The organism is Curtobacterium sp. JUb34 (assembly GCF_003755065.1).
Lineage (GTDB): Bacteria > Actinomycetota > Actinomycetes > Actinomycetales > Microbacteriaceae > Curtobacterium.
Genome location: NZ_RJVH01000001.1, coordinates 894834 through 907494, shown reverse-complemented (window position 1 = coordinate 907494; position 12661 = coordinate 894834). Strand labels below are relative to the sequence as shown.

Below are 12661 nucleotides of genomic sequence, written 5' to 3'. Positions count from 1 at the left end.
GACATGCCGAGATTTCGGAACCTCGGGAGCGGGGGCTCGGGGGGCGGGTGACGGGGTGACGGGGGCGGGTGACGGGGGTGGGGGCGCGTGACGACGGACGGGAGGCCCGGTGCCAGCTGGCACCGGGCCTCCCGTCCGTCAGGTGGTGCTCCTAGAGCGCGGCGAGCGTCGCGTTCAACGTTGCGGACGGGCGCATGACCGCACTCGTCTTGGCGTCGTCGGGGCGGTAGTAGCCGCCGATGTCGGCCGGGTGGCCCTGCACGCCGTTCAGCTCGTCGACGATCTGCTGCTCCTGGGCATCGAGCTTCCCGGCGATCTCGGCGAACGCCGCCGCGAGCTCGGTGTCCTGCGTCTGCGCCGCGAGCTCCTCCGCCCAGTACTTGGCCAGGTAGAAGTGGCTGCCGCGGTTGTCGATCGAGCCGAGCTTGCGGCCCGGGGACTTGTCCTGCTCGAGGAAGGTCCCGGTGGCACGGTCGAGCGTCTCACCGAGGATCTTCGCCCGCTCGTTGCCCGTCACACCGGCGAGGTGCTCGAGGCTGACCGCCAGCGCGAGGAACTCGCCGAGGCTGTCCCAGCGCAGGTAGTTCTGCTGCACGAGCTGCTGGACGTGCTTCGGGGCCGAACCGCCGGCGCCGGTCTCGAACAGTCCGCCACCACCGAGCAGCGGGACGACGGAGAGCATCTTCGCCGAGGTACCGAGCTCCATGATCGGGAACAGGTCGGTCAGGTAGTCGCGCAGGACGTTGCCCGTCACGGAGATGGTGTCCTCGCCGCGGCGGATGCGCTCGAGCGAGAAACGCATGGCGTCCTCCGGCGAGAGGATCTCGATCTGCAGGCCCTCGGTGTCGAGCTCGCCCAGGTACTGGCGGACCAGACCGATCAGGTTCGCGTCGTGCGCACGGGTCTCGTCGAGCCAGAACACGGCCGGGGTCTCCGAGGCGCGGGCACGGGTGACGGCGAGCTTGACCCAGTCGCGGATGGCGACGTCCTTGGTCTGGCAGGCGCGCCAGATGTCGCCGGGCTCGACGTCGTGCTCGATGACGACGTCGCCGGCGGCGTTCGTCACGCGGACGACGCCTGCACCGGGGACCTCGAAGGTCTTGTCGTGCGAGCCGTACTCCTCGGCCTTCAGCGCCATCAGGCCGACGTTCGGGACGGAGCCCATCGTCGCCGGGTCGAAGGCGCCGTTGATGCGGCAGTCGTCGATCACGGTCTGGTAGATGCCGGCGTAGCTCGAGTCCGGGATCACGGCGAGGGTGTCGTGCTCGTCGCCGTCCGGGCCCCACATGTGGCCGGAGGTGCGGATCATCGCGGGCATCGAGGCGTCCACGATGACGTCGCTCGGGACGTGCAGGTTCGTGATGCCCTTGTCCGAGTCGACCATCGCGAGCTCGGGGCCGGCGGCGATGCCGTCGGTGAAGGCCTGCTTGATCTCCGCACCGTTCGGCAGGGCGTCGAGGCCCGCGAGGATCGAGCCGAGGCCGTCGTTCGGGGTGAGTCCGGCAGCCGCCAGGTCGGCCCCGAAGCGCTCGAACACCGACGGGAAGAACGCCTTGATGACGTGGCCGAAGATGATCGGGTCGGAGACCTTCATCATCGTGGCCTTGAGGTGGACGGAGAACAGGACGTCCTCGGCTGCGGCGCGCTGGATCTGCTCCTGCAGGAAGGTCTCGAGTGCTGCGACGTGCAGCACGGTGCCGTCGACGACCTCGCCCTGCACGACGGGGATCGACTGCTTGAGGACCTGGGTCTCGCCACCCTCGGCGACGAACGTGATCGTCAGGACGTCGTCGGCGGGGGCGATCCAGGACTTCTCGTTCGACCGGAAGTCGTCGACGCCCATGGTGACGACGTTGGTCTTCGAGTCACGCGACCAGGCACCCATGCGGTGCGGGTGCTTCCGGGCGTAGTTCTTGACCGACAGGGGCGCGCGGCGGTCGGAGTTGCCCTCGCGCAGCACGGGGTTGACGGCGCTGCCCTGGACGCGGCCGTAGCGGGCGCGGGCGTCGCGCTCCTCGTCCGTCTTCGGCTCGTCGGGGTAGTCCGGCAGGTCGTAGCCCTGCGACTGCAGCTCCTTGATCGCGACCTTGAGCTGCGGGATCGACGCCGAGATGTTCGGCAGCTTGATGATGTTCGCCTCGGGGGTCTTCGCGAGCTCGCCGAGCTCGGCCAGGGCGTCGTCCACGCGCTGCTCGTCGGTGAGCCGCTCGGGGAACTGGGCGATGATCCGGCCGGCGAGCGAGATGTCGCGCGTCTCGACGTCGACACCAGCGGTGCCGGCGAAGGCCTGGATGACCGGGAGGAAGGAGTGGGTGGCGAGGAACGGCGCCTCGTCCGTGAGGGTGTAGATGATCTTGGCCATGCTGGCGGGTACTCCCTTGTTCGACCGTCGGTACGTCCACGGTACTCGTGGCGCAGGATGTCTCGACATCAAGATACATGGTGCGGCCTGCGTCCGGCAGGTACTCGGCAGACGTCCTGGAGGCGCACTGGCGACACATAGGAACGCCCGGTGGACTGGTCTTCCGCAGTTCCCGAGCCGCAGGAGGGTGACCATGTCGACGACGCGTCAGACGCCGGAGGAGTTCGGGTGGACCGCGGAGGACCTGCGCTCCGCCTACGCCTCGGACGGCAGTGGCCCGTACCGGTACGCCCCGGACGGCAGTGGGCCATTCTCGTACGACGTCGACGGGTCCGGTCCGTGGCTCGTCGGCCCGGAGCCCCGCCGCGGGCCAGCACGGTTCGCCCCGCGCGACCGGAGCCGGCGCGGGCGACTCCGCAGGATCGGGACCGCCTGCACCGCCGGAGCGCTGGCACTCGTGCTCGCCGTCGGCAGCGTCGCGGTCATCGCGCACACCGCCCCTCCACACCCCTCGGTCCAGGCGAGTGTTCTCCACAGCCCGGACACCGACGGGACCTGATCGCCCGGACGGTCGCGCCCACCGCACCGCACCGTGCCGGTTCCGCCGTTCGGTGCGCGGGTGACCGCCGCGTGCGCGCCTACTGCGCCGCACCGCGCCGCCAACCACGCACGGGATGACGACGCACGCACCGTGCGGACAGGAGGCACGCGGCCACGCCACCACGAGCCTCCCGTCCGTCCGGCGGTCGCGCCCACCGCACCATGCCGGTTCCGCCGTGCGGTGCGCGGGTGACCGCCGTGTGCGCGCCTACAGCGCCGCACGGAACCGCCAACCGCGCACGGGATGACGACGTCCGCACGGTGGTGCCACGCTGGACCGGTGACCGAACTCCTCGTGGTCGGCGTCATCGCCGTCATCGCCATCGCGGGTGCCGCCGTGCTCGGGCCCCGCATCGGGGTCGCGGCGCCGCTCGTGCTCGTCGTCGTGGGGATCGTCGCGAGCCTGCTGCCGTTCGTCCCGGACGCCGAGATCGAACCGGAGTGGATCCTGGCGGGGGTCCTGCCGCCGCTGCTGTACTCGTCGGCGGTGTCGATGCCGTCGATGAACTTCCGGCGCGAGTTCGGCGCCATCAGTGGCCTGTCGGTCCTGCTCGTCATCGCGTCGAGCCTGGTGCTCGGCCTGTTCTTCGCCTGGGTGGTGCCAGACCTCGGGTTCTGGTGGGGGATCGCCCTCGGCGCGATCGTCAGTCCCACCGACGCCGTCGCCACCTCGATCGTCAAGCAGACCTCGGTGTCGCGCCGGGCGATCTCGATCCTCGACGGCGAATCGCTGCTCAACGACGCCACCGCGCTCGTGCTCCTGCGCACGGCGATCTTCACCGCGGGTGCATCGTTCTCGTTCTGGGGCGCGCTCGGCGACTTCGCGAAGGCCGTCGCCATCGCCGTGGCCATCGGCTGGTTCGTCGGCTGGTTGAACGTCTTCGTCCGTGCCCGGGTGCCGAACGCCGCGGTGAACACGGCACTGTCCTTCGCGGTGCCGTTCGTCGCTGCCCTGCCGACCGAGCACTTCGGCGGGTCCGGACTCGTGGCTGCGGTCGTCGCCGGGCTCTTCACCGGCATCGTCGGGCCGCGCAGGCTCCCACCGGGGCACCGCCTGTCGGACGCGCAGAACTGGCAGACCATCGAGCTCGTGCTCGAGGGCGCGGTGTTCCTGACGATGGGGCTCGAGCTCGCGTCGATCCTCGGCGACGTCCAGCAGGAGCACGCGGGCATCGGTCCGGCGCTGCTCATCGCCGTCGGTGCCCTCGTGCTCACCGTGCTCGTCCGTGCGGCGTACGTCGTGCCGCTGCTGCTGGCGCTGTCGGCGAGCGCCAAGCGCGGCGAGCGGATGCAGGAACGCTTCGCCGCGATGCACGCCGGCGACCGCGACGCGATGAGCGAGGTGATCCGCGAGCACCGGCCCGGCAACCGCGCGCCCTCGGAACGGGAGCTCGACCGGTTCACGACGCGCGTCCGCCGCACCCTGGCGGACATCGCGTACTACACCAAGGCACCGCTGGGTTGGCGGGAGGGCACCGCCGTGGTCTGGGCGGGCATGCGTGGAGCGGTGACCGTCGCCGCTGCGCAGACCCTGCCCGAGGGCACGCCGCAGCGATCGCTCCTGGTCTTCATCGCGTTCGCGGTGGCCCTGTTGTCGCTCGTGGTCCAGGGCGGCACGATCGGCCCGCTGCTCCGGCGGATCGCGGCACCGGCACCGGACACCGCCGCGAAGGACACCGAGGAACGCCGACGACTGCTCGACCTCATGCGCGGTGCTGCCGAACAGGTCCCGGGGACGCGCGAACAGCCGCCGGCGACGAACGAGGAGCTCCGGGCTGCCGACCCGGCCGAACTCCGGGCGTGGATGGGCCGCGAGAAGGCCCGACGGCTTGCGGTGCTCGAGGCACAGCGCGCGGCGATCCTCGATGCCCGCGACGACGGCACGTTCGACGCCGAGGTGCTCGAGTCGATGCTGCAGAACCTCGACGCCGAGCAGATCGCCCTCGAGCTCCGCGGGGCACCTGCCCGCTGACGGCTGGCTGTCGCGCCGGTCAGGTGCCGATCGAGACGCGGAACACCCGCACGCCGGCGGCCCGGAGTGCTGCGAGCCCGAGCCGCATCCGCATGCTCCGGAACGGCCGCTCGAACCCCGACGGTGCCGATGCCGCGTCGATCTGGTGCAGCACCTCGGAGGTCAGGGTGCGCTCGACCTTGGGCGCCAGCCGCGTCAGACCCGAGACCGTCACGACGATCCGGACGGCGTGCGGCACGAGCAGCGGGTCGATGAGCTCGGCGGCCTCCTGCGCACGATGGAACGCGGGGTCGTCACCGGGGCGTCGGATCGCGATGACCGCGAGTTCGGCGTCCCAGGTCTCCTCCGGGTCCGGCAGGTCGTCCACCCCGATGACCCGCATGCGGGCGGCATCGATGCCCGCGCGCACCGCGGCGGCGCGGAGCACGGGCAAGAGCTCCTGGGTGCCGGCGAGCACGACGTCGGCGGTGCCGAGGTCGACCTGCGCGGGCCGCTCTCGCGGCGATCGGGCCATGGTGCGGGTCCTTCCGTCGCTTTCCCACGACGCTACCGATGTCGGACGGTCGGGGGACGCCGGAGCCCGCAGTGGTCAGGGGGCTCCCAGCCGCGCCGGTAACGAAAAGATCACGGTGGGGCCTGTACAAAGCGACAGAGTCGTGCAGAATGGTGGGCGGCCATGACGACTGCACCCGAACTCGACCAGCACCCGGAGACCCCGGTGGTGCACCTGTCCCGTCGCGCTGCCCTCGAGGCCGAGCGCGCCGCAGCCCGGAAGCCCCAGCGCCGAGCAGGCAAGCCGGAGAAGCCGGAGAAGCCCGCCAAGGCAGCCACGGTCGCGAAGCCCGTCGGCCGCCGCGCCACCGCAGCCCGCGCGACGACCGAACACGTCGACACCCGCATCACGCGCGTGGTCCGCCGCCCCGCCGCGACCGTGACGAGCGTCACGAAGGCCCCACGGGCCTCCCGGTCCGGTCGTGCCGGACGGATCACCCTGACCAGCGCGGCTGCCGCGATCGCGATGTTCGCCGCCTCGGCGATGCCCGCCCACGCCAGCGCCGGCACCTCGATGGCGACCTCGACCATCGCGCCGATCGTGCGGACCCAGGACTACGCGGTCACCCAGGCGGTCACCGCGACCGGACTCGACCGCGACGGGTTCACCGTCGGCGGCGGCACGACGCGCACGGTCGTCACCGCGGGCGGCACGGCGGACGCGAGCGGCATCGCGGGCGAAGCCGTGTCCTACGGCGGAGCCGTCCGGTCCCCGTTCCCCGGCCCGGTGCAGATGAGCTCGGGCTTCGGCTACCGTTCGGCACCGTGCGGCGCGTGCTCCTCGCTGCACCAGGGCCTCGACTTCACGCCCGGCATGGGCACGCCCATCGGCGCCGTCGCCGCCGGCACCGTCCGGATCTCGGGCACGTACTTCTCGTACGGCAACGCCGTGATCATCGACCACGAGATCGACGGCCGCCAGGTGTCGACGCTGTACGGGCACATGATCCCGGGGTCGTCGCCGCTCAAGGTGGGCGACCAGGTCGAGGCGGGCCAGTTCATCGGCCTCGTGGGCTCCTCGGGTGTCTCGACGGGCGCGCACCTGCACCTCGAGGTCCTGATGGACGGCGTGACCCCGATCGACCCCGAGGCGTGGCTCGAAGCCCGCATCGGCCGCTCGCTCACCACGTAGCGCCGAAGCACGCACAGCAGACGTCGAGCGCTGGTGGGGTGACATCCCAGAAGCCCTGTGCAGACTCACAGGCATGGACGATCACCACAGACCGCCCGCCCGTCGTCGATCCGAGGAAGCTGCCCGCTGATGGGCGCCGACACCTGGATCGCCTTCGGGCTCGTCATCCTCTTCGTGCTCGTCGGCGGGGTCTTCGCCGCTGCCGAGATCGCACTCGTCTCGCTCCGTGAGTCGCAACTGCAGCAGCTCGAACGCCGGGGCTCCCGCGGCCTTCGGGTCGCCGAGCTCGGACGCGACCCGAACCGGTTCCTCGCGGCCGTGCAGATCGGCGTGACCGTCGCCGGGTTCTTCTCGGCTGCGTACGGTGCCTCGTCGATCGCACCCGACGTCGCGCCCCTGTTCACCGGCCTCGGACTCGGCCAGGGCGCCGCCGAGACGGTCGCCCTCGTGCTGATGACCCTCGTCATCGCCTACCTGTCGCTCGTGTTCGGCGAGCTCGTGCCGAAGCGACTCGCGCTGCAGCGTGCCGAGGGCTTCTCGATGCTCGTCGCGCCGACCCTCGACCGCTTCGCGACCCTGATGCGCCCGGTGATCTGGGTGCTGTCCGCCTCGACGAACCTGGTCGTCCGTGCACTCGGCGGCGACCCGAACGCCCGCAGTGAGTCGATGAGCACCGAAGAACTCCGCGGACTCGTCGACGAGCACACCGGCGTCGACGAGCAGGGGCGCCGGATCGCCCGGAGCGCGCTGGACGCCGGTGACCGGATCCTCCGTGAGTCGATGCGCCCCTGGTACGACGTGTCGACGATCGACGCAGGACTGACCATCGCCGAGGCCACCGACCACGCGATCGAGGTCGGGCACACGCGGTACCTCGTGACCTCCGGCGGGCGCGACGAGGTCGACGGCTTCGTGCACCTCCGCGACCTGCTCCGGCCGAGCGACCCGTCCGCGCCGGTGTCGACCCTGGTCCGCCCCGTGTTGGCGCTGCCGGAGACGAAGTCGTTGTCCGGCGCGATCGCGGACATGCGGACCGACGGACACCAGATCGCCCTGGTCGTGGACGAGTACGGCGGCAGCGCGGGCATGGTCACGCTCGAGGCGCTGCTCGAGGACCTCGTCGGACGAATCCGCGATGAGTACGACGAACCGACGGCCGAGCACGACGGCGTGGACGGGTCCACGGTGCTCGAGGACCTCGTCGCGGACGGCGGCCCGGCGCTGCCCGACGGCGACTACGAGACCGTCGGCGGGCTCGTGCAGGTCCACCTGGACCGCGTTCCTGAGGTCGGCGACGTGGTCGCCGCGGGCGGCCACCGCCTCGAGGTGACCGCCATGGACGGTCACCGGGTGGCGCGTGTGCGGATCACGGCCGACGTCGGCCCGTAGACGCGACCGCTTGTGCTCGGGAGGCCCGTGGCGGCGCCGCCACGGGCCTCCCGTCCGCCCGGCGGGTACCGCCAGTGCCTGCCGGACGGACAGCGCCGCCACGTACGCTCTCCCCATGGGTATCGACGTGCGCAACGAGATCCGCGACTTCCTGTCCTCCCGACGGGCGCGGCTCACGCCGGAGCAGGTCGGCATGCCGTCCTTCGGCGGCGGCGTCCGCCGCGTCCCGGGGCTCCGGCGCCACGAGGTCGCCATGCTCGCCGGCGTCAGTGTCGACTACTACACACGACTCGAGCGCGGATCGCTGAAGGGCGTCTCGGACAGCGTGCTCGAGGGCCTCGCGAGCGCACTGCAGCTCGACGAGGACGAGCGCGTCCACCTGTGGGACCTGACCCGCCTGGCGAACTCCGGCGTCAAGACGATGCACCGGAACGTGCCCACCCGGGTCCGCCCCGGCGTGCAGCGCCTGCTCGACGCGATCACCGGGGCGCCGGCGTGGGTGCGCAACGAGCGTGGTGACGTGGTCGCGACGAACGAACTCGGTCGCGCGCTGTACTCGCCGATGTTCGCCGGCCCCGGGCGCCCCGTGAACACCGCCCGCTTCACGTTCCTCGACCCGGCGGCCCGAGACTTCTTCCCGGACTGGGCACAGACCGCGAAGGACGCCGTCGCCGTGCTCCGTGCGGCAGCGGTGTCGAACCCGTGCGAGCCCGGACTCATCACCCTCGTCGGGGAGCTCTCCACGCGCAGCGAGGAGTTCCGCGGCTGGTGGGCCGCGCACGACGTCCGACTGCAGCGTGCCGGCGGGAAGCGCATCGACCACCCGATCGTCGGGGAACTCCGGCTGGCGTACGAGGCGCTCGACCTGGTCGCCGACCCCGGCCTGACACTGTTCACGTACTCGGCCGAGCCGGGAAGCGAGACCGAACGGTCGCTGGCGCTGCTCGGCACCTGGGCGGCGACGGAGCGGGCCGAGCAGTACGCGGCCCTGCGCGAGTCGGAGTCGGAGTCCGAGTCGGTCGACTGAGTGCTGGTCGGCCCCGGACGCCGTCCGTAGGCTGACGTCGTGACCAGGACGACGGACGGATCAGCCGGGGCCGCCGACTCCGGCCGCAGCGGCCAGGGGCACCGGCAGCACCGCCGACCCGAGCCCGCGTTCGCCCGCGCGATCGCGAAGGCCCTCGGCGACGCTCGCAGCGTGCTGGACGTCGGCGCGGGTGTCGTGTCGTACGCGCCCACCGACCGCGACGTGACCGTGGTCGAGCCCGCCGGGTCGCTGCCCTTCGACGACGACGCCTTCGACGCCGCGATGACGACCTTCTCGCTGCACCGGTGGGGCGACCTCGAGCGCGGGCTGGCCGAGCTGCGCCGGGTGACCCGTGGCCCGATCGTGATCCTGACGTACGACCCGGCCCGCATCGAGGACTCCTGGCTCGCCGAGTACGCACCCGAGGTGATGGCGACCGAGGCCCGTCGCCACCCCGCGCTCGACCGCATCGCCAGTGCTCTGGCCGGCGACACCGTCACGAACACCCCGCTGCCGATCCCGTTCACCTGCGTCGACGGGTTCTCGGAGGCCTACTACGGCCGCCCGGAACGCCTGCTCGACCCGGGTGCCCGGAACGCGGACCCGGCGTGGAACTCCGTCGACGAGCTCACCGCACGGCGATCGGTGTCGGCCCTCCGTACGGCGCTCGACTCCGGCGAGTGGGACCGGCGCCACGGGGCGCTGCGGATCCAGCCCGCGCACGACGGCTCGCTCGTCCTGGTGACGGCCGTCCCCGCCGCTTGACAGGTCGACGTAGGCTGGTCGCGTGAGCTTCCAGGAGGTGGTCGGCGCCCGTATCGCCGGCATCAGGGCGTGAGGCCCCCGGTCGTGCCCGCAGGCACGGCCGCCCTCGTCGAACCCTGACCTCCTCCGCCCGGTGCGGTGTGCGTCCGCACGCCCCGGGCCCGCTCGAAAGCGATCCACCATGCTCCCCATCACGGAGAAGACCCTCCGCACGTCCTTCGTCAACGCATCCCGCAAGGAGACGACCGACATCACCCTGCCCGCCGGCTTCGAGACGCTCGACTGGGACGCGTTGGACTACCTCGGCTGGCGCGACCCGAAGATCGGTCGGCGTGCGTACGCCGTCGTCCCGACCCTGGACGGCGAACTGATCGGCATCCTGTTCCGGCAGGCCGAGGCGTCGTCGCGCTCACGGGCCCAGTGCTCGTGGTGCCAGGACGTCAAGCTGCCGAACGACGTCGCGTTCTACAGCGCGAAGCGGTCCGGGCCGGCCGGCCGCAACGGCAACACCGTCGGCACGCTGGTCTGCCAGGACTTCCAGTGCTCGCGGAACGTCCGGAAGCTGCCGCCGCCCGCGTACGAGGGCTACGACGTCGAGGCGGCACGCCTGCGGCGTATCGAGGACCTGCAGCTGCGCGCAGCGTCCTTTGCAACGGAGGTCTGAGACGCCGGCGTCGTGCGCCCGCGACGCGACGGACGGCGGACGGGAGGCACGGGGCAGGGCCGCCACGGGCCTCCCGTCCGGCAGACGCGCCCGTTTCAGGGCCGCGGGTCGCGTTGCGGGGAAACCGCCCGGTAACGCGGGTGAAACGGACGTTCCATAGCCTCGGCACATGGACCTCGGCGACCTCGACGACGCGACCGCCCCCGACGCTGCCGCGGTGATCCGGAAATGGGCCGACGTGCCCGCGTGGGTCGACGCCCTGGTGGCCGCGCGACCGTTCGGGACGGTGCCGGCGCTGCTCGACCGCGCACGCACCGAGTCGGCGTCGTGGGGTCCGCCGGAGCTCGACCACGCCCTGGCCCAGCACCCGCGGATCGGGGAGCGCACGACCGACCCCTCGTCGGCCCGCGAGCAGTCGTCGATGCGCACCGCCGACGACGACGTGGCTCGCCGGATCGCCGACGGCAACGCCGCGTACGAGCAGCGCTTCGGTCGGGTGTTCCTGGTGCGGGCCGCCGGCCGGACCCCCGAGGAGCTGTTGGCCGAGCTCGACCGTCGCCTCGCGGGCGACCCGGCGGTCGAGACGCAGGAGGCCGCGGCTGCCCTCGCCGACATCGCCCTGCACCGCATCCGTGCGACGTTCGCCGTCCCGCACCTGACCACCCACGTGCTCGACGCCACCACCGGCACCCCGGCGGTCGGCGTCGGCCTGACCCTCAGCACCGTCGACGGTGCGGTCGTCGCGACCGGCACGACGGACGCCGACGGCCGCGCCGCGCTCGGCCCCGACGTGCTCGCGCGCACCGACCACGTCCTGCGGTTCGACACCGGTGCCTACTTCGCCACCACCGGGACCCCGACCTTCCACCCGTTCGTGACCGTGGCGTTCCGCGTCACGGGCACCGAGCACCTGCACGTGCCGCTGCTGCTGAGCCCCTTCGCCTACAGCACCTACCGCGGGAGTTGACCGCCGTCGTCTAGGCCGAGGGCTCGCTGCTCGACTCGCGCGGTCCGCGCGGGTCGGGCAGCGCGATCGGCGCCGTCGACCGCACCCCGTCGTACGAACCGACCGCCGGGTCCTCGCCGTACCGCTCGGCCACGGAGCGCGACCCGAGCAGCAGGTTGAGCAGGATCGCGGCGACGGCACCGGCCGAGATCCCCGAGTCGAACACCAGCGTGAACCAGGTCGGGAACTGCCCGTAGATCTCCGGGGCGACGGTCGGCAGCAGCGCGATGCCGAGCGGCAGCGCCACCACGAGGACGTTCCGGTTGTCGAACCGCACCTTCGACAGCGTCCTGATGCCCGAAGCCGCGACCATGCCGAACAGGGCGACGCCTGCACCACCGAGCACCGCGTGCGGGATCGCCTCGACCACCGCGGCGACCTTCGGCACCAGGCCGAGCACGACGAGGATGCCGCCGGCCGCCGTCGCCACGTACCGGGAGCGCACGCCGGTCAGTGCGACGAGCCCGACGTTCTGCGCGAACGCCGTGTACGGGAACGTGTTGAACACCCCGCCGACGACCGTGCCGAGCCCGTCCGCCCGCAGGCCGTCGGCGAGCGTGCGCTTCGACACGGGACGCCCGGTGACCTCGCCGACCGCGATCACGTCGCCGGTGGTCTCGGTCATGATCACGAGCCCGACGACGAGCATCGACACGATCGAGGCGAGGTCGAACGTCGGCAGCCCGAAGTGGAACGGCGTGACGACGGCGAACCAGCCCGCGTCACCGATGCCCGACCCGTCGACCATGCCGGGGACGAACAGGGCCACGACGGTGCCGACCAGCAGCCCGAACAGCACCGACACCCGCGCGAGACCGCGCGGAGCGAAGCGTTCGACCAGGACGATCGCGAGCAGGACCCCGGCGGCGAACGCGACGTCGAGCGGGTCCGCAGCACCGTCCTCCCCGCCGTCGGTCACCCAACCGGCCGCGACGCTCATGAGCGACAGGCCGATGATGAGGATGACCGTGCCGGTGACGATCGGCGGGAACAGCCGGACGAGCTGCGCGAACCACGGCGCGACGACCACCATGAAGACCCCGCACGCGATCGTCGCCCCGTAGACGGCGGTGATGCCGTGCTCGGTGCCGATCGCGATCGGCGGGAACAGCCGGACGAGCTGCGCGAACCACGGCGCGACGACCACCATGAAGACCCCGCACGCGATCGTCGCCCCGTAGACGGCGGTGAT

At 72.0% G+C, this 12661-nt stretch carries 11 protein-coding genes (1 of these 11 running past the window's edge); 8 read left to right on the top strand and 3 right to left on the bottom strand.

Annotation, left to right across the window (positions count from 1 at the left end; translation table 11 throughout):
* Positions 1–151 precede the first annotated feature (151 nt).
* Positions 152–2362, bottom strand: coding sequence for an NADP-dependent isocitrate dehydrogenase (locus EDF63_RS04370; protein WP_123311506.1), 2211 nt, complete (start codon positions 2360–2362; stop codon positions 152–154).
* A gap of 193 nt (positions 2363–2555) precedes the next feature.
* On the opposite strand from EDF63_RS04370, the gene EDF63_RS04365 reads away from it, so the two are divergent.
* Together EDF63_RS04365 and EDF63_RS04360 are read left to right on the top strand one after the other, a co-directional pair.
* Positions 2556–2921 (top strand): hypothetical protein, encoded by a 366-nt coding sequence (locus tag EDF63_RS04365; RefSeq protein WP_123311504.1) that lies wholly within the window; start codon positions 2556–2558, stop codon positions 2919–2921.
* Positions 2922–3242: 321 nt separating this feature from the next.
* Positions 3243–4934 (top strand): sodium:proton antiporter, encoded by a 1692-nt coding sequence (locus EDF63_RS04360; RefSeq protein WP_123312207.1) that lies wholly within the window; start codon positions 3243–3245, stop codon positions 4932–4934.
* Between the two features lie 19 nt (positions 4935–4953).
* Here EDF63_RS04360 and EDF63_RS04355 read toward each other — a convergent pair whose 3' ends face one another.
* On the bottom strand, positions 4954–5448 hold the full coding sequence (locus EDF63_RS04355) for a hypothetical protein (RefSeq protein ID WP_123311502.1): 495 nt from the start codon (positions 5446–5448) through the stop codon (positions 4954–4956).
* A gap of 162 nt (positions 5449–5610) precedes the next feature.
* On the opposite strand from EDF63_RS04355, the gene EDF63_RS04350 reads away from it, so the two are divergent.
* From EDF63_RS04350 to uraD, 6 genes are all read left to right on the top strand, one after another.
* On the top strand, positions 5611–6618 hold the full coding sequence (locus EDF63_RS04350; RefSeq protein WP_123311500.1) for a M23 family metallopeptidase: 1008 nt from the start codon (positions 5611–5613) through the stop codon (positions 6616–6618).
* A 129-nt stretch (positions 6619–6747) separates the two neighbouring features.
* Positions 6748–8007: a hemolysin family protein gene (locus tag EDF63_RS04345; RefSeq protein WP_123311498.1), complete on the top strand. Its 1260-nt coding sequence runs from the start codon at positions 6748–6750 to the stop codon at positions 8005–8007.
* Between the two features lie 115 nt (positions 8008–8122).
* The gene (locus EDF63_RS04340) at positions 8123–9034 is read left to right on the top strand and encodes a helix-turn-helix transcriptional regulator (protein WP_123311496.1); all 912 of its coding nucleotides are present in this window, start codon (positions 8123–8125) and stop codon (positions 9032–9034) included.
* A 39-nt stretch (positions 9035–9073) separates the two neighbouring features.
* The gene (locus EDF63_RS04335) at positions 9074–9799 is read left to right on the top strand and encodes a class I SAM-dependent methyltransferase (RefSeq protein ID WP_123311494.1); all 726 of its coding nucleotides are present in this window, start codon (positions 9074–9076) and stop codon (positions 9797–9799) included.
* 181 nt (positions 9800–9980) lie between these two features.
* Positions 9981–10463, top strand: coding sequence for an FBP domain-containing protein (locus tag EDF63_RS04330; protein ID WP_123311492.1), 483 nt, complete (start codon positions 9981–9983; stop codon positions 10461–10463).
* Between the two features lie 169 nt (positions 10464–10632).
* A complete protein-coding gene (uraD, locus tag EDF63_RS19045; RefSeq protein ID WP_123311490.1) occupies positions 10633–11430 on the top strand; it encodes a 2-oxo-4-hydroxy-4-carboxy-5-ureidoimidazoline decarboxylase in 798 nt (265 codons plus the stop codon).
* 10 nt (positions 11431–11440) lie between these two features.
* Here uraD and EDF63_RS18865 read toward each other — a convergent pair whose 3' ends face one another.
* Positions 11441–12661, bottom strand: partial view of a nucleobase:cation symporter-2 family protein gene (locus tag EDF63_RS18865; protein ID WP_221180526.1) — the 3' portion only. The gene runs 432 nt beyond the window's last position; the window shows 1221 of its 1653 coding nt (coding positions 433–1653); the start codon falls outside the window, past its right edge; the stop codon is at positions 11441–11443.